General features: G+C 73.7%; 17 protein-coding genes. 9 read left to right on the top strand and 8 right to left on the bottom strand.

Annotated elements, in window-relative coordinates:
* Nucleotides 1–102 precede the first annotated feature (102 nt).
* Both AAFN69_RS01545 and AAFN69_RS01540 read left to right on the top strand, forming a co-directional pair.
* Nucleotides 103–870, top strand: coding sequence for an ABC transporter ATP-binding protein (locus AAFN69_RS01545; RefSeq protein ID WP_347726376.1), 768 nt, complete (start codon nucleotides 103–105; stop codon nucleotides 868–870).
* Nucleotides 867–3,467 (top strand): FtsX-like permease family protein, encoded by a 2,601-nt coding sequence (locus tag AAFN69_RS01540; RefSeq protein WP_347726375.1) that lies wholly within the window; start codon nucleotides 867–869, stop codon nucleotides 3,465–3,467. Before AAFN69_RS01545 ends, AAFN69_RS01540 begins: the two co-directional genes overlap by 4 nt.
* Nucleotides 3,468–3,687: 220 nt before the next feature.
* Here AAFN69_RS01540 and AAFN69_RS01535 read toward each other — a convergent pair whose 3' ends face one another.
* Together AAFN69_RS01535 and AAFN69_RS01530 are read right to left on the bottom strand one after the other, a co-directional pair.
* Complete coding sequence (locus AAFN69_RS01535; protein WP_347726374.1) at nucleotides 3,688–4,332, bottom strand: response regulator transcription factor; 645 nt, start codon at nucleotides 4,330–4,332, stop codon at nucleotides 3,688–3,690.
* Nucleotides 4,320–5,474, bottom strand: coding sequence for a sensor domain-containing protein (locus tag AAFN69_RS01530; RefSeq protein WP_347726373.1), 1,155 nt, complete (start codon nucleotides 5,472–5,474; stop codon nucleotides 4,320–4,322). Before AAFN69_RS01530 ends, AAFN69_RS01535 begins: the two co-directional genes overlap by 13 nt.
* Nucleotides 5,475–5,692: 218 nt before the next feature.
* On the opposite strand from AAFN69_RS01530, the gene AAFN69_RS01525 reads away from it, so the two are divergent.
* The 3 genes from AAFN69_RS01525 (at nucleotide 5,693) to AAFN69_RS01515 (ending at nucleotide 7,413) form a co-directional block, all read left to right on the top strand.
* Entirely contained in the window at nucleotides 5,693–5,869 is a 177-nt protein-coding gene (locus tag AAFN69_RS01525) for a hypothetical protein (RefSeq protein WP_347726372.1), read from the top strand.
* Between the two features lie 130 nt (nucleotides 5,870–5,999).
* Nucleotides 6,000–6,959 carry a helix-turn-helix domain-containing protein gene (locus AAFN69_RS01520; protein ID WP_347726371.1) on the top strand — a complete coding sequence of 320 codons (960 nt, stop codon included), beginning with the start codon at nucleotides 6,000–6,002 and terminating at the stop codon, nucleotides 6,957–6,959.
* A 40-nt stretch (nucleotides 6,960–6,999) separates the two neighbouring features.
* A complete protein-coding gene (locus tag AAFN69_RS01515; RefSeq protein WP_347726370.1) occupies nucleotides 7,000–7,413 on the top strand; it encodes a MazG nucleotide pyrophosphohydrolase domain-containing protein in 414 nt (137 codons plus the stop codon).
* 81 nt (nucleotides 7,414–7,494) lie between these two features.
* Here AAFN69_RS01515 and AAFN69_RS01510 read toward each other — a convergent pair whose 3' ends face one another.
* Complete coding sequence (locus AAFN69_RS01510; protein ID WP_347726369.1) at nucleotides 7,495–8,049, bottom strand: hypothetical protein; 555 nt, start codon at nucleotides 8,047–8,049, stop codon at nucleotides 7,495–7,497.
* Here AAFN69_RS01510 and AAFN69_RS01505 point away from each other — a divergent pair.
* Both AAFN69_RS01505 and AAFN69_RS01500 read left to right on the top strand, forming a co-directional pair.
* On the top strand, nucleotides 8,048–8,368 hold the full coding sequence (locus AAFN69_RS01505) for a hypothetical protein (protein ID WP_347726368.1): 321 nt from the start codon (nucleotides 8,048–8,050) through the stop codon (nucleotides 8,366–8,368). The genes AAFN69_RS01510 and AAFN69_RS01505 overlap by 2 nt on opposite strands.
* Entirely contained in the window at nucleotides 8,368–9,255 is an 888-nt protein-coding gene (locus AAFN69_RS01500; RefSeq protein WP_347726367.1) for a universal stress protein, read from the top strand. The genes AAFN69_RS01505 and AAFN69_RS01500 overlap by 1 nt, the downstream gene beginning before the upstream one ends.
* A 38-nt stretch (nucleotides 9,256–9,293) precedes the next feature.
* On the opposite strand, the gene AAFN69_RS01495 is transcribed toward AAFN69_RS01500, so the two are convergent.
* Entirely contained in the window at nucleotides 9,294–9,635 is a 342-nt protein-coding gene (locus tag AAFN69_RS01495) for a hypothetical protein (protein WP_347726366.1), read from the bottom strand.
* A gap of 504 nt (nucleotides 9,636–10,139) precedes the next feature.
* Between AAFN69_RS01495 and AAFN69_RS01490 the strand changes: the two genes are divergently transcribed.
* Nucleotides 10,140–10,952, top strand: a complete 813-nt coding sequence (locus tag AAFN69_RS01490; RefSeq protein WP_347726365.1) for a calcium-binding protein — start codon at nucleotides 10,140–10,142, stop codon at nucleotides 10,950–10,952.
* 337 nt (nucleotides 10,953–11,289) lie between these two features.
* The gene (gene istB, locus AAFN69_RS01485; RefSeq protein ID WP_347726364.1) at nucleotides 11,290–12,678 is read left to right on the top strand and encodes an IS21-like element helper ATPase IstB; all 1,389 of its coding nucleotides are present in this window, start codon (nucleotides 11,290–11,292) and stop codon (nucleotides 12,676–12,678) included.
* Between the two features lie 54 nt (nucleotides 12,679–12,732).
* On the opposite strand, the gene AAFN69_RS01480 is transcribed toward istB, so the two are convergent.
* The 4 genes from AAFN69_RS01480 to AAFN69_RS01465 all read right to left on the bottom strand — a co-directional run bounded on the left by AAFN69_RS01480 (nucleotide 12,733) and on the right by AAFN69_RS01465 (nucleotide 15,919).
* Nucleotides 12,733–13,440, bottom strand: coding sequence for a hypothetical protein (locus AAFN69_RS01480; protein ID WP_347726761.1), 708 nt, complete (start codon nucleotides 13,438–13,440; stop codon nucleotides 12,733–12,735).
* 97 nt (nucleotides 13,441–13,537) lie between these two features.
* Nucleotides 13,538–13,930 (bottom strand): GntR family transcriptional regulator, encoded by a 393-nt coding sequence (locus AAFN69_RS01475; protein ID WP_347726363.1) that lies wholly within the window; start codon nucleotides 13,928–13,930, stop codon nucleotides 13,538–13,540.
* Between the two features lie 31 nt (nucleotides 13,931–13,961).
* The gene (locus AAFN69_RS01470) at nucleotides 13,962–14,942 is read right to left on the bottom strand and encodes an ABC transporter permease subunit (protein WP_347726362.1); all 981 of its coding nucleotides are present in this window, start codon (nucleotides 14,940–14,942) and stop codon (nucleotides 13,962–13,964) included.
* Nucleotides 14,939–15,919, bottom strand: coding sequence for an ABC transporter ATP-binding protein (locus AAFN69_RS01465; protein WP_347726361.1), 981 nt, complete (start codon nucleotides 15,917–15,919; stop codon nucleotides 14,939–14,941). The genes AAFN69_RS01470 and AAFN69_RS01465 overlap by 4 nt, the downstream gene beginning before the upstream one ends.
* Between the last annotated feature and the right edge of the window lie 189 nt (nucleotides 15,920–16,108).

Below are 16,108 nucleotides of genomic sequence, written 5' to 3'. Positions count from 1 at the left end.
AGCGGACTCCACCCCCGGACCGGGTGCGTGCTGTCTGGGGCCCGGGCCCCCGGCTCCCTAGCGTCAGCGGTGACGGAGAACCATCACCAGGGGGCGCGGGGAATGTTCAGGCGGCAGCGCGGCGGCGGAAGCACACTCGACAGGCCGGCCGGCCCATCCGCCGCGCTCGCGCTCGACCGGGTCGGGCGGGTGTACGGGGAGGGGCCGGCCGCGCTCGACGGGGTGAGTCTCACCGTGCCGGCCGGGCGGTTCGTCGCCGTCATGGGGCGGTCCGGGTCCGGGAAGTCGACCCTGCTCCAGTGCGCCGCCGGGCTCGACCGGCCCACCTCGGGGACCGTCACGGTCGGCGGGCAGCCGCTCGCCGCGCTGCGGGACCGCGAACTGACCCGGCTGCGGCGCGACCGGATCGGCTTCGTCTTCCAGTCGCTCAATCTGGTGCCGTCCCTCACCGTGCTGGAGAACGCCGCCCTGCCGCTCCTCCTCGCCGGGGTCCCCGACGACGGGCGGGCCCTCGCCGCGCTCGACGGTGTCGGGCTCGCGGACCGGGCGCGGGACACCCCCGACCGGCTCTCCGGCGGTCAGCGGCAGCGGGTCGCGGTCGCGCGGGCGCTGGTCACCCGGCCCGATGTGATCTTCGCTGACGAACCGACCGCCGCGCTCGACCCGGAGACCGCGGCCGTGGTGCTCGCACTGCTGCGGCGGGCGGCGGACGCCGGGCGGGCGGTGGTGCTCGTCACCCACGACCCGGTCGCGGCCGAGTGGGCCGACGAGGCGCTGTTCCTGGACCGGGGGCGGGTCGCCGATCTGATGACCGGCCCGGACGCCGGGCGGGTCCGCCGGATGCTGCGCGGTCTGGGGGAGAGCCGATGAGCATCCGTGCGACGGTGAACACCCCCGTTCCCGCGCCCGGTTCGGCGGACCGCCCGCCGGCCCCCGGTCCCGTACCCGCCAGGTCGCGGCGGCGGGCGCGGAAGCCCGTCGACGCCGTACGGCTGCTCGCCCGGCGCTCGCTGCGCGCCCACCGCAAGGCATGGGCCCCGGTCTTCGCCGCCGTCGTGCTGACCTCGGCGCTGCTCGGCGCCACCGGGCTCACCGTCGGGTCCGCCGCGCTCGGTCATGCCCGGGTCGACCGGTACGCCGCCGCCGATCTGGTCGTCGCGGGCGACCACGGCACCAGCCACACCGCCCAGGAGTTCGGCGGGCAGCGCACCACCGCGCGGGCCGCGCTCACCGAGCGGGTGCGGCTGCCGGAGCGGACGGCGGGGCTGCTCGGCGCGGTCGAGGGCGTACGCGCCGCCGTCCCCGACAGCTCGGTCGCACTGACCCTGACGGGCGGCGCCCGGAAGACGGGTGTCCCGGCCGAGGGACGGCCCTGGGCCGCCGCCGTCCTCGCGCCCCACACCCTTCGCGACGGCCGGGCCCCGCGCACGGCGGACGAGGCCGTGGTCTCGGCCGGGCTCGGCCCGCGCACCGGCGAGCGCGTCACCGTACGCGCCGCCGGGGGCCACACCCGTACGCTCCGGATCACCGGGACCGCCGGGGGGACCGGCACCGTCTGGCTCACCGCCGCCGAGACCCGGCGGCTCGCCGGCCGGTCCGGTGCCGTCGACGCGATCGGGATCACCGCCGAGCCGGGGGTCACCGCCGCCGCCCTGCACACCCGGGTCCGCGCGGCCCTCGAACGGGCGGACATCCGCGATCTCGCGGCCGGCCAAGCCCCCCGCGTACTCACCGGAAACGGCCGCGGGCTCGCCGAACACCTCGCCGCCGCCCCCGCCCGCGACGGGCTGATCGGCATGCTCGCCTCCGTCGGCGGCACCGTGCTGATCATCGCCGTGCTGGTGCTCGGCTCCCTCGTCGGCCAGGCGCTGCGCCAGCGCGCCGGTGAACTCGCGCTGCTCCGGGCGGTCGGCGCGACCCCGCGCCAGATCCGGGCCGCCGCCGGACGCGAGGTGGCCGCCGTCGCGACGGTGGCCGCGCTCGCCGGCGCGGCCCTCGCGGTCCCCGCGCATCTCGCGCTGATGGCATGGCTGCGCGCCCGGGACGTCCTGCCCGGCGGGCTCGAACTCCCCACCCCCTGGTGGCTGCCGCCCGGCGTCCTCGTCACCGCCGCGCTGACCGCCGGGGTGGCCCGGCTGGTCGTGCCCTTCGCCCGCGCCGGGGAGAAGCCCCCGGCCGCCCCCGGCACCGGGCGCCGGATCACCGGCATCCTGCTCCTCGCCGGCGGGGCCGCCGCGTCCGGCACCGCCGCGCTCCAGAGCGGCCAGACCGCCGCCGCGATGGTCGGCACCGCCGCCGTGACCATGGTGGCCGGCTGCGCGGTCCTCGGACCGTGGATCGCCCGCGGCGCCCTGCGCGTACTCAACGGTCCGCTCCGCCGCCTCGGCGGCCCCGCGGGCCGGCTCGCCGCCGCGTCGGGTGCCGCCAACGCGGCCCGGCACGGCGCGGCGATCACCCCGGTCATCCTGATGACCGCCTTCGCCGGGGTGCAGCTCTCGGCCGGCGCGACCATGCAGCGGGCCGCCGACCAGCAGGCCGCACACGCCCTCCGCGCGCAGTTCTCGGTCACCGGGACCGAGGCGGCGCGGCTGCGCGCGGTGCCCGGTGTCGCGGTCGCCACCGACATTCTGCGCAGCACGGTGGTACTGACCGGCAAGGAGGCCGGAGCCCCCGTCGCCCGGCGGCTCCAGGTGCTCGGGGTCACCCCCGCCGGACTCTCCCGCACCCTCGACCCGGGCGCGGTCGCCGGGGAGTTCGCCCGGCTCGCCCGCCCCGGCACGGTCTCCGTCGGCGAGGACCGGGCCGCGTCACTGGAGCTGCGGCCCGGCTCCCGGGTCACCCTCCGGATGGGCGACGGCGTCGAACGGGAGCTGCGGGTGGCCGCCGTCCACCGCAACTCCCTCGCCCTCGGCGACTTCCTCTTCTCCTCCGCCGAACTCGCCCGGCACATGTCGGCGCCCGCACCCGCCCGGGTCCTGGTCGTCACCGCCCCCGGCGCGGACCGGGAGGCGGTCCGCGCCGCCGTGGCCCGGATCGGCGGGGCCCGGGTGGACACCTCACCGGAGCCCGAGCGGCTCGTCCCGGAGGACGAGCGGGCCGGGTCGGCGGTGTCGGTGGTGGCGGTCGGGGCGATCGGCGCGCTGACCGCGGTCACCGTACTGACCACGCTCGCCCTCGTCACCGCGGGCCGCCGGGACGAACTGGCCCTGCTGCGGCGGGTCGGCGCCGGACGGAACCAGCTCCGGTGGATGCTCCGGGCGGAGACGGCCTGCGTCGTGCTGGCCGGCCTCGCGGTGGGCGCGGCGGTCGCCGCCGTACCGCTGCTCGCCTTCGGCCACACGGCCGCGCACACCCTGCCGTATCTCGACCCGGTGCACGCGGCGGTGCTGGGCGCGGTGACGGCCGCCGTCGCCTGGGCGGGGGCGCTGCTGCCGGCCCGGCGCGGGCTGCGCCGCCGCCGGGTGTGAGGGCGGGGGGATGCTCACGGATGGAGCCGGGCCGGGACGGCCGGCGGCCGCTGCCGCCGGTTGCGGGAGGGACGCGGGACCGCGGGCACATCGGCGAGGGGGCGAGGTGCGCCGGCCTCGCCCGGCGGCGGGCCGCCGTCACGCGCCGAGGTGTGCCGGGGCGGCCCGCACCCGGCGGGGGCCGGCCCCCGCCCCTGCCGCCCTCCGGGCGGAGACGCGGCTACGCGTTCAGGTACGCCAGCACGGCCAGTACCCGCCGGTGCCCGCCGGACTCGCCCGGCGGCAGGCCGAGCTTCGCGAACACATTGCCGATGTGCTTGTGCACCGAACGCTCGGTGATCGTCAGCGAGTCCGCGATCGTGCCGTTGCCGTGCCCCTGCGCCATCAGCTCCAGCACCTCCCGCTCGCGCGGGGTCAGCACCTCCAGCGGACAGTCCCGGCGCCGGGAGAGCAGCTCGGTCACCACCTCCGGGTCGAGCGCGGTCCCGCCGCCCGCGACCCGTTCCAGAGCGTCCAGGAACTCGTCCACCCGGCCCACCCGGTCCTTGAGCAGATAGCCGACCCCGCGCGCCCCGCCGCTCAGCAGCTCGGCCGCGTAGGTCTCCTCCACGTACTGCGAGAGCACCAGCACCGGCAGATCCGGCAGCTCCCGCCGGGCGGCGAGCGCGGCCCGCAGGCCCTCGTCGCGGAAGCCGGGCGGCATCCGGACATCGAGCACGGCGATATCCGGGCGGTGCTCCAGCAGCAGCGGCAGCACCTCCGGGCCGGTCGAGGCGACCCCGGCCACCTCGTGCCCCGATGAGCTCAGCAGCAGGATCAGGCCCTCCCGCAGCAGGGCGTTGTCCTCGGCTATCACCACGCGCACGGCAGCTCCACTTCGATCACGGTCGGCCCCCCGGCGGGGCTGCTCACATCCACGGTCCCATCCAGCGCGGCGATCCGGCGCCGCAGCCCGACCAGACCGGAGCCGCCGCGCTCGTCCGCGCCGCCGTGCCCCTCGTCCCGCACCCGTATCCACAGCCTGCCGGGCCCGCGCCGCAGCTCCACGGCGGCACGCGGACTCCCGCTGTGCTTGGCCGCGTTGGTCAGCGCCTCGGCGACGGCGAAGTACGCGGCGGCCTCCACGGCCGCCGGCGCCCGCGGCCCGTCCTCCGCGCCGCCGGTGTCCACCGCGACCTCAAGACCGCTCCCGGCGGCCAGCGCCCGCACCGCCCCGACGAGGCCCCGGTCGGTGAGGATCGGCGGATGGATCCCGCGCACCACGTGCCGCAGTTCGGTGAGCGCGGTCTCCGCCTGGTCCTGGGCCTGCTCCAGCATCCGCAGGGCGGCGTCGGGGTCGGAGGCGTGCAGCCGCCGGGCCAGCCCCAGCCGCATGGAGAGCGCGACGAGATTGGCCTGCGCGCCGTCGTGCAGATCGCGCTCGATCCGCCGCAGCTCGGCGCCCTGCGCGGCCACCGCCTCCGCCCGGGTCACCGTCAGCTGCTCGATCCGGCGGGAGAGCCGGGCCCGGGGCGAGGGCAGCAGCAGGGCGCGCGACCAGCCCGCCTCCAGCTCCGCGAGCCGGGTGATCAGCGGCAGCAGCAGGCACCGGCGTCCCGCCAGCCCCCACCAGAAGAAGTCCACCAGCAGCGCGAAGGGCCACAGGGTCAGCGCCACCGAGAACAGGACGATGCCGTAGACGATCTGCGCCGCGCCCCAGATCAGATCGCGCCGGGTGGCCGGGTCGGTGACCGCCGTCCGGATCCGCTCCCGCAGCGGCCCGGTCAGCGGTTCGTACGCCTCCGGCACCGGCTTCCCGGACCACTCGGCGGTACGGCGCCGTTCCAGACCGGCCAGTCGGCGCAGCGCCAGTACGGTCTCGGGCAGCACACCGGCGCCGAACACGGCGACGGTGAGAATCGCGGTGACCGCCAGAAAGGCGGCCATGATCTGGCAGAGCAGCGCGATCCCGGCACCGGTCACCAGATGCGCCGATGCCCGGGTGGCCCGGCGGATCTCCTCGCCCATACCGCGCCCCGTCTCCTCGGTCGTCCGGTCAGGTCATGCTAGGTGACCAGGCACGGAACGCGCGGTGGAGCCCGCTACACCCCGGACCGGGGGGTCCGCACCGCTGACCGGACGGTGTCCGCGCGGCGAGGATGGAACCACCGCCGGACGGCACGTTCACCGCGTACCGCCCGACCCGCGGTCGCGCCACCCCGACCCCCTTCGAGGAGATATCACCCATGAGGTCCGCGCTCTGGCTGCTGTTCGCGCTCGGCATCGCCGTCAATGTCTGGTCGACCACCTTCGCCGATCTCGGCACCGGCGCCGAGATCGCCGCCAAGGTCGCCTCCGGCGTCCTGGTGCTGGGCTCGGGTACGGGGCTCTGGCTCACCCGGCCGAACCGCCACACCGCGTAGCCCCCAGCCCTCCCGGATTCCGCCGGATTCCGCCGGATTCCGCCGGATTCTGCCGGACGAAGCCCCGCGACGACGCCTCGCGATGGCGCCCGGCGATGGCGGGAACCCCATCACCCGCTAGATTCCTGCCATGACGGTTGTCGCACTGCTGGCGCTCGACGGGGTTCTGCCCTTCGAGCTCGCCGCACCGGGACAGATCTTCGGCACCGCCAACGACGCGGCGGGCCGCCCCCACTACACCCTGCGCGTCTGCGCCGAGGGCCGGTCGGTCCGCACGGACGACTCCTTCGGCGGCTTCCGGATGGAGACCCCCTGGGGCCTGGAGGCGCTCGCCGACGCGGACACGGTCATGATCCCCGGCCATGCGGGCTTCCTGGCCGAGCCGCCGCCCGCCGTCCTCGCCGGACTGCGCGCGGCCGGCGCGCGCGGCGCCCGGATCGCCTCCGTCTGCGTCGGGGCGTTCACCCTCGCGGCGACCGGCCTGCTCGACGGCCTGCGCGCCACCACCCACTGGACGCAGGCGGACGAACTGGCCGCCCGGTACCCGGCGGTGGAGGTCGACGGCGGCAGCCTCTACATCGACAACGGCCGGGTGATCACCTCGGCGGGGGTGGCCGCCGTGCTCGATCTCTGCCTCCATCTGGTCCGCCGCGACCTGGGCGCCGCGGTCGCCGCCGCCACCGCCCGGCGCACCGTCATGCCGCTCCAGCGGGACGGCGGGCAGAGCCAGTTCATCGAGCATCCGGTCCCCGCCGACCGGGACAGCGCACTCCAGCCCACACTCCGGTGGCTGGAGTCGCGGCTGCACGAGCCGCTGACGCTGGAGGACATCGCCCGCCAGGCGGCGATGAGCGCCCGCAGCCTCAACCGGCACTTCCGCGCGCAGACGGGGACCACCCCGCTCCAGTGGCTGCTGCGGGCCCGCGTCAACCGGGCGCGGCAGCTGCTGGAGACCACCGCGATCCCGGTCGAACGGATCGCCTGCGAGACGGGCTTCGGCGCGCCCTCGACCTTCCGCCAGCACTTCGCCCGGCTCACCGGGGTCTCCCCGCAGGCGTACCGGGCGGCCTTCCACTCCCCGGGAGGATGAGGCGGGGGAGCGCTTCCCGGGCCCCGGTAGAGTCGGCGGAATGCAGCAGTCGCCCGCCGCCCTGGTCAGTGAGTTCCACCATGCGTTCGGGCTGGACGCCCGGGACACCCCCACGGAGATCCCGCCGTCACTGGCCGTCCAGCGCCGCGATCTCCTCACGGAGGAGGCCGCCGAGGTGGCCGAGGTCTCCGTCACCGGGCCGCTGCCCAGCCTGGCGCACGAGCTGGCCGATGTGGTGTACGTGGCGTACGGCACCGCTCTGGTCCACGGCATCGATCTGGACCAGGTGATCGCCGAGGTGCACCGCGCGAACATGACCAAGCTCGGCCCCGACGGCACTCCGGTGCTCCGGGCGGACGGCAAGGTGCTGAAGGGGGAGCACTACCGGGCCCCGGATGTGGCGTCGGTCCTGCGCGGCCAGGGCTGGTCGGAGCCGGCGCGGACCGCGGACTGACGACCGCCGCACGGAACCGGCGCCGTACGCCGTACGGCCGGGAGGGCTCGGTCCGCGCACGGGCTCAGTGCGTGCGCGCGCTCAGTACCGGACCGCCGTGCCGACCTCCGTCCGCACATCGCCGGAGAGCGAGCGATTGCTCCGCGCGGTTCCGTCCCCGGACTTCCCGGCCGCCACACCGTCGATGGTGACCACCACCGCGTCCAGCAGATTGCCCCCGCTGTCCCTGAAGTTGACCTGTACGGCGAAGGTCTTGGCCGAGTCGGCGGTGTTCTTCACCTTCACCGGGACCGTCGCCCGGCCGTCCGAGCTCTTGCCCGGCGAGCCGAGGGTGACCGCGTCCTTGACATCGACACCGCCCTTGATGTCCTCGAGCTTCTTCCCCGCCGCGGCGGTTGCCGAGGCGACCGCCGCGGAAGCCTGGGAGGCGGCGGCCGACGCCGCGCCGGTCACCTTCGAGCCGGCCGAGGCCACCGCGGACGCCGCCTGGGAGACCACATCGGCGGGACTGCCGCCGTCGTCGGAACATCCGGCCGCCGTGAACGACACCACGGCCACCAGCCCGGCCGACGCGATCACCCGCGCCCGGCGCCCGCGCCCGTGCGCCCGTCCCCGTCCATGTCCGCTTCCGCCCATGTCTCCACTCCTCCTGGCCGCCCGACCCGATCCGGTTCAGTCGACCTCCCATCGGCGCCGGCCGCATGTCGGAATGGGCCGGATGGGCGGGGCCGCCGTACTCACCGGGGCGGGTCTCCCGGCCGCCCGCCGGGGGCAGATGGGCCCGTCGGCCATGGCCATTCGGCCCATGGCGGGCACCGCCGGGCGGGAGAAGACTGAAGGCGCAGGACACCAGAGCAGGCAGCACAGGCAGGCGGGCGACGCCGGTCCCACCGCGTACGGAACGCGGCACGGCTCGGCGGCCCGGCCCGCCGAGCGGGAGATGGGAGCGCTGTGATGAACGCGAACGGTCCGGTCGTGGTGGGAGTGGACGGCTCGGCCTCGAGCCTCGCCGCCGTGGAGACCGCGGCCCGGGAGGCGAAGCTGCGCGGCACCGGCCTGCGGGTGGTGCATGCCTTCATCTGGCCCGCCATGAAGGTGCCGCTCGGCCCGGCGGCCGTGGGCCCGCGCGACGGCGGACTGCGGAATCTCGCCGAGCGCACCCTGGACGAGGCGGTGACCCGCGCCCGCGATGTGGCGCCCGGAGTCGCGGTCACCGGGGAGATCGTCACGGGCGAGCCCCTGACCGTACTGGAGGAGCGCTCGCGCACCGCGTCGCTGGCGGTCGTCGGCAGCCGGGGCATGGGCGGATTCATCGGACTGCTGGTGGGCTCCACGGCCGTGCACCTCGCGGCCCACGGCCGCTGCCCGGTCCTGGTGGTACGCGGTGAACCGGACCGAGAGGGTCCCGTACTGCTGGCCGTGGACGGCTCCCCGGAGGCGGCCGGGGCGGTGGAGTTCGCCTTCGCCGAGGCGTCCCTGCGCGGGGTGGGGCTGGTCGCCCTGCACGCCTGGAACGAGTGGACCGAACCGGGTGACGACGACCCCGGCCATCCGCAGAATCTGGTCGGCGACGCCGGACGGCTCCGGGGCACGGAGGAGCGGGTGCTGGCCGAGGCCATCGCCGGGCTCCGGGAGAAGTACCCCGAGGTCGGCGTGGAGCGCCGGCTGATCAGGGGCCGGGTCCGCCCGGCGCTGATCGAGGCGAGCGAGGAGGCCCAACTGCTGGTGGTGGGCGCGCGCGGACGCGGCGGATTCGCGGGACTGCTGCTCGGATCGGTCAGCCAGGCGCTGCTGCACCACGCGCACTGCCCGGTCGCGGTGGTCCGCTCCGGCGGCGAGTGAGCCCGGCGGCGCCCCGCCGCGGGGTCCCGGCGGGCCGCTCAGTGCACGAGTGAGTAGCTGCGCCAGGACTTCGCGCGGGGCGCCCGGGTGTCGGAGGTCTTGCTCGCGATGTAGATCGAGTCGCCGCCGGAGCAGTCGGTGGTCGGGTACATGATGATGTCGACCAGGGTGTCGTTGAGCACCCCCACGGCACCGGCCGGGACGAGCTGGTGACAGCCCACCACCAGCGGGTTCGAGACCGTCACGTGTTTGTGGTCGGCGGTGTCGTAGGACACCGTGCCCACGGCGGTGCGCCCCAGGCCGGAGCAGCCGGTGACGGCGAGGGCCAGCAGTACTGCCGCGGCGGCGCCGGTGAGCGGCCGGTGGCGGGTCACGGACATGGCGGTCCTTGTCTGTGCGGGAAATCGCGGTGCAAGGCCACCCTGCCGGTACTCGCCCGCCCCGGCATCCGGGGTCGTCCGGGCGGGGTACGGCGGGGGCGGGCCCGCCTCGGCCGGTGCGGGTGCCCGGGCCGCCGATTCCCCGAACGGAACCGAACCGTGCGGACAGCGGAACGGAACCGAACCGCGCGGACCCGTGCGACGGAACCCAACCGTGCGGACCCGTGCGACGGAACGAACCCGCCGGCCGCGCAGCGGAACCGCCGCGAACGCCGAATCGAGACGGACGCGGAAATCACCCCGTCCGGCGGTACCGCCACTCCCACTCCCACTGCCACGGCCACCGCCCATTCCGCGCGGAAGTTTGTTTTCCCGTACAACCATTCGCCGGAGTTCGCCGTCGGATTCAGTGAGTCAACAGACTCCTACTGACCACCGGGCCCCGGATGCCGTATGCACGCTGTTCGCGCGACGCTCAGGGCCCCTCTCGAACCCGGGAAACTTATGCGCCTTCGTGCATCCGCCGCCGCTGTGACCGGCGCCATGGCCATCACCGCGCTCGCCGCTCCCACCGCGCAGGCGGAGGAGAACCCGAGGTACGCCTCTCCCCGCGCGGCGTTCGCCGCCGGCGCGCAGTCCGACGGCGACATCAAGATCTCCAGTGTCTCCGTCAACGCGGGCAAGCCCCTGGTGGTCGGCGCCACCGCGGCGAAGAAGGTCACGGTCACCTTCACCATCAGCGACGCCTCGGGTGTCGACTCGGCCGACGCCGAGCTGTGGCACGGCAGCAGCTTCCGGAACCCCGACGCGATGATCATCTCCGACAAGAGCGCCACCTGCGGCAAGGGTGTCAAGGTGGTCTGCAAGCAGACCTTCACCGTCGACCCCGAGTGGGACATCTACAACGACGACGCCGGTGCCTGGAAGGTCTCCGTCATCGCCTTCGGCACCGACTTCGACCTCCTCCTGGAGGACAATGTGAAGTCGTTCGCGATCCAGCGCCTGTCCAAGCTGACGGTCAACGCCACCCCCGAGCCGGTCAAGAAGGGCAAGACCCTCACCGTGACCGGCGCCCTCACCCGGGCCAATTGGGACTACGGCACCTACTCGGGCTACACCGCCCAGCCGGTGAAGCTTCAGTTCCGCAAGAAGAACGCCAAGGCGTACACCACCGTCAAGACGGTGAAGACCGACAGCAAGGGCAAGCTGCGGACCACGGTGAAGGCATCCGCGGACGGCTACTACCGCTACAGCTTCGCCGGTACGGCCACCACCCCCGCGGTGAACGCCACGGGCGACGGCATCGACGTCCGCTAGCGAATTCCCGGCGCATCCGCATCCGCATCCGCATCCGGATCCGGAACCGGAACCGGGAACCGGAGCCGCAACCCGGACTCGGGCCCACACGGGGCCGGTCGGTGATCCACACCGGCCGGCCCTTCCTCCTGCCCGGGTCCGGTGTACGCGGGCGGTCCCGCTGCCCGTCACGCCGGCGCCCATCCCCCCGTCACCATTCCGCGCACCCCATCAGCCGTACGGACATGGCGAGTTATCGCCACCGGACAGTCCGTTACGCCATGGCGGGCCAGGTCGTTGAGGGTCATATACCGCGGGCGATTCCCGTCCGTCGCCATGACTCCGCCTGGAGATTCCGATGCTCCATCACGCCACCCCGCCGGTATCACCCAAGCCGGATGTCCGGAGTATTGCCGCCTCATCGCTCGGATACGCCCTTTTCGCCACCCGATGGCTCCAAGCACCTCTGTATTTCGGCCTGGTGGCGGCACAGGGGGTATATGTCTACAAATTCTTCAATGAGTTGTGGAGCCTGATCCTGCATGTCGTCACCGGGCAGGCCAATGAGACCTATGTGATGCTCGCGGTCCTCAAGCTCGTCGACGTGGTGATGATCGCCAACCTGCTGATCATGGTCATCGTGGGGGGTTACGAGACCTTCGTCTCGCGCATCGGTCTCCAGGGCCACCGCGATCAGCCCGAGTGGCTGTCGCACGTCAACTCCAATGTGCTGAAGGTGAAGCTCGCGACCGCGATCGTGGGCATCTCCTCCGTCCATCTGCTCCAGATGTTCGTGGACGTCGGCCACACCTCACGGCACTCGCTGCTGTGGGGGACCGTGATCCATATGGCCTTCATCGCCTCGGCCGCGATCCTCGCCTATATGTCCGGCCCCATGGAGTCCAACGGCCACGGTGCGGCCGAGACGCCCCGCAAGGACCACCACACCGCGACACCGGCCGAATTCGCCACCTCGCCCGGGCACGCGGAGCGCGCCGGGGAGCCGTCCGGACACGAGAGCGCGGGATCGCGGGAATCCGCCGAGGCGGCGGACGGCGCCGGCCGGCCGGTGAACATCCCGGCCCCGGCCACCGACCGCTACACGACCACCAGCGCGGGCCGGGCGGCGACCGGGGCACCCGGAGTCGAGGCCCGGGTCCGCGCCGCCGGGTTCCCCGCCCGCAAGACCCTGGAGGAGTTCGACCGCGAGCACCAGCGCTCCCTGGACTGGGAGATCGTCAGCCGTCTCGGCAAGACCGACTTCATCGCCGAGCACGAGAACGCGGTCTTCCTGGGCCCGCCCGGCACCGGCAAGACCCATCTGGCCATCGCCCTCGGCATCCGGGCCTGCCAGGCGGGCCACCGGGTGCAGTTCGCCACCGCCGCGGAGTGGGCGAGCCGCCTCGGCCGGGCCGAGGCCGCCGGCCGCCTCGCCGATGAGCTCTCCGGGCTCGACCGCCATGAGCTCCTGATCATCGACGAGATCGGCTATCTCCCGTTCGGCGGTGAGACGGCCGGTCTGTTCTTCCGTCTCATCTCGCACCGGTACGAGCGCGGCTCGCTCATCGTCACCGGCGACCAGCCCTTCGGCCGCTGGAGCGAGGTGTTCGGCGACACCCCGCTCACCAGGGCCATGACCGACCGGCTCGCCCACCACGCCGAGGTGATCACCCTCACCGGCGCCAGCTACCGGCGCCACGGCCGCAAGCTCGAATCGCTCCAGCTCTCCGCGGGCGACGACCACTGAGAGGGACACCGGCCGCCCCGCCGCGGAGCTCCCTCAGATCCGGCGCACCCGGTGTCAGTCCTCCGGGGTCTCCGTCTCCATCAGCCGTTCCGCGATGTCGTCGGCCCACTCCTGCGCCCACCGCCCGAGCGCGCCGATGCCCTCGTCGCCGCCGACCCCGTACGCCGCGAACTCCCCGGGGGCGATCCAGTCGATCCCGGTGAGCCGGGCCTGGAGATCGGTGAGATCGAAGGTGTCACGGGAGTGGCGCCGCCCCAGCTCCTCCAGCTCGATCAGGCTCCACCGGTCCGACACGGCGCGTACGGCGATCAGATCGCGCGCGAGCCCGAACCCGGCCAGCGCACGGACCCGGGTCCCGGCCACGTCCTCCAGGGAGAGCACCAGCCCGTGCTCGGTCTGCACCGGCGGCTGCCAGAGCGTCTCCTTCAGGATCTGAAGCGTGTACCCGCCGGCGGACCCGGTGCCCGGGCCGGTCCCGAGACCGGGTTCGTCGAAGGGGTCGGTGACGATCAGCCGGGCCGAGAGCGGTGTCGCCTCCGGCGCGGTGACCCGCCGGCCGCGCAGCTCCAGTTCGGTGCGGACGGTCGCGGCGATGACCGCCATGGGCTGGGGATTGTCGGTGACGACATCGAGCTCCCGCCCGATCCGCGCGGGCAGCCCATGAGCCCCGGCCGCGTACTCCCCCGCGAGCAGCAGCGGATAGGGGGCCCCGATGGCGAGAACATCGGCGACGAGCCGCCGCTGGGACGCGGTCGGATTCATCCGGCCGGGACGGTCGAGGGCGTTTCCCATGCCGGCATTATCGCCCCCGCGCCCCGGCCTTCCGGAGCGCCGGGCCGCCACCCCCGGCTCACCCGGCTCACCCGGGCTCGGCAGGGAACCGCTCGTCCAGCGTCGCGTTCATCAGCGCGCGCACGTCCTCGCGCTCGAACCCCGCCGCCCGCGCCTCCTCCATCCAGGAGGCCAGTTCGACCGAGAGCCGCTCCCCGTCCTGGGACGGCATCAGGGTCATCGACCGGCTGACGAAGGTGCCGACGCCGGGTCGGGGCTCGACCAGACCCTCGCGTTCCAGCTCCCGGTACGCCTTGAGCGTGGTGTTGGGATTCACCCTGGTGGACGCGGCCACCTGTGCGGCCGTCGGCAGCCGGTCGCCCTCCACCAGGACACCGAGCCGCAGCGCCTGCTTCACCTGCTGAACGATCTGAAGATAGGTGGCGACCCCGCTGCGCCGGTCGATCCGGAATTCGACCACGGTTACCGCTCCACTCTTCCCACGTTCCGCCTCACAGCGACTTGCGGCGTGTCCACCACACCGTGACGGCGATCAGCATCGCAGTCGCCGACAGCAGTATCGCCGCCATGGTCCACTGGATGGTGCCGAGCTGCCCGTACTCCAGATAGCCCACCACGTCGTTGATGATGCCGAGCCGGGAGTAGCACTCCTCCGTCGCCTTCTCCGTCGGGAGGGCGCAGTTGCCGTAACCGAAGAGCTCTCCGTCCGCGGTGCCGAACCAGCGGTCGATCTGCACCTGGCCGGTCTTCAGCGGCGGCTGCTCGCTGTTGATCGGGTAGGAGAGCAGATGCGGGTCGGCGAGCCAGTTCGCGACGCGCTGCACCATGAAGATGGCCCCCAGCGCGAGGATGACGAAAGTGAGCGCCATCGCGGGCACCGAGCGGCGCAGAAAGGCCCCGGCGGTGATGCCGACAGCGGCCGAGAAGAGACTCAGCGCCACCGGCATCGGGCCCGTCGTGGCCACGATTCCGGAGACCCACCAGTCCCCGCCCATGTACACATTCCTCGCCGGCGACCACAGCGCGGTGAACGCGGCGGCGATCAGGGTGGTGCACAGGAGCACGGCGAGCAGCGGCACCGCCAGGGTCGACGCGATGACCCGCAGCCGGCCGGTGGACTGCGTCATGGTGAGCCGCAGAGTGCCGCTCTCCTCCTCGGCGGCCAGCAGCGGGGCGCCGAGGAAGACTCCGATGACGATCGGCAGGAAGCCGATCGCGAAGGTCCCGTTGTTGATGAACGACTTCGGCGACTCGGGGAGTCCGCCCGCCTCCTTCACGCCCTGCTGCGCGTCGAGGAAGTCCATCAGCCCGATCCGCTCATAGAGGCTGAGGGCGCAGAACACGGCGGTGACGGCGAGCATCAGCAGCAGAGCGGTGCGATTGCGCCGCCACACCACCCAGCTCATACCGCGCAGAAGGCTTCGGCGCCCGGTGCCGGCGGGGCCGGCGATGGTGGTGGTCGGGGTGCTCATGCGTTTCCGCCCTTCCGTGCGGTGGATGCCTTCGGCGGAGCGGGTACGGAGGAGGCCGGCACCCGGGCGTCGGGTGCGATCAGCGCGGGCGCGCCGGGCGAGCGCAGATAGCCGAGGAGTACCTCCTCAAGAGTGGGTTCCACGCTCTGGCAGGAGTCGTCCAGCTCCGCTCCCGGCCTGATCAGAGCGGTGAACTGGCGCCCCGTACAACGCGAGTCGATCACGATGTGCCGCTCCGCGAACCGGCCCGGCAGTACGCCGTCGGGGCCCGTCCCCGGATCGGCGAGGCCGGTGACCAGCCGGTGCGCCGGCAGCAGCTGCTCCGTGCGGCCGGCCATTCTCAGCCGGCCGCCCGCGACGACGACCAGGTGATCGCACATGTCCTCCAGTTCGGAGAGGAGGTGCGAGGACATCAGTACGGTCAGTCCGCGCTCGACGGCCTCCGCGAGCAGCAGCGAGGAGAGTTCGTGGCGTGCCAGCGGGTCGAGATCCGCCATGGGCTCGTCGAGGAGCAGGAGCCGGGCCCGTTTGGCGAGCGCCAGTGCCAGTGCGACCCGGGTGCGCTGGCCCGAGGAGAGCGTGCCGACACGGGCGTCGAAGGGGACGTTCCCGGCCTCCACGATCCGCTCGGCGGCGGCCTGGTCCCAGCCGGGATTGAGCTCGCGGCCCAGGCGCAGGGTATCGGCGACGCTGAATCCCTTGTAGAGGGGGCGTTCCTGGTCGACGAAGGCGACATGTTCCAGTACGGCCGGGTCGTCCACCTCCATGCCGAACAGCCGGAGCTCCCCGGCGGTCGGCCGCTGGAGCCGTGCGGCCATGCGGAGGAGTGTCGACTTTCCCGCACCGTTGGGGCCGACGAGCGCACTGACGCACCCGGTGGGAAGCCGGAAGGAGACCTCGCGCACCGCCCAGCCGCGCAGATACTTCCGGCCCAGGCCCCGGGCCTCGACGGCGTAGGGGTAGGGGTCGCTGCTCATCAACCCCCCCTTTCACTAGTTAGTTAGTGGAATGGTGTGGGGCGATTGTGGAGGACGGTCGCCCGGAAAGTCAAAGGGCGCGCGGAGAGGTGTGTTCCGGTGCGCGGGAGCGGGCGTGAGGTCGTGCCGAAGTCGCCCGTGGGGGAGGGGAGTTGGAAGTTCGGCCGGCGGTGGCGCCGAGAGCGGTGT

The sequence above is a fragment of the Streptomyces sp. CAU 1734 genome, from assembly GCF_039888735.1.
In the GTDB taxonomy this organism is placed as follows: domain Bacteria; phylum Actinomycetota; class Actinomycetes; order Streptomycetales; family Streptomycetaceae; genus Streptomyces.
The sequence above is the reverse complement of the archived record's forward strand: the minus strand, read 5'-3'. Positions and strand labels throughout refer to the sequence as shown.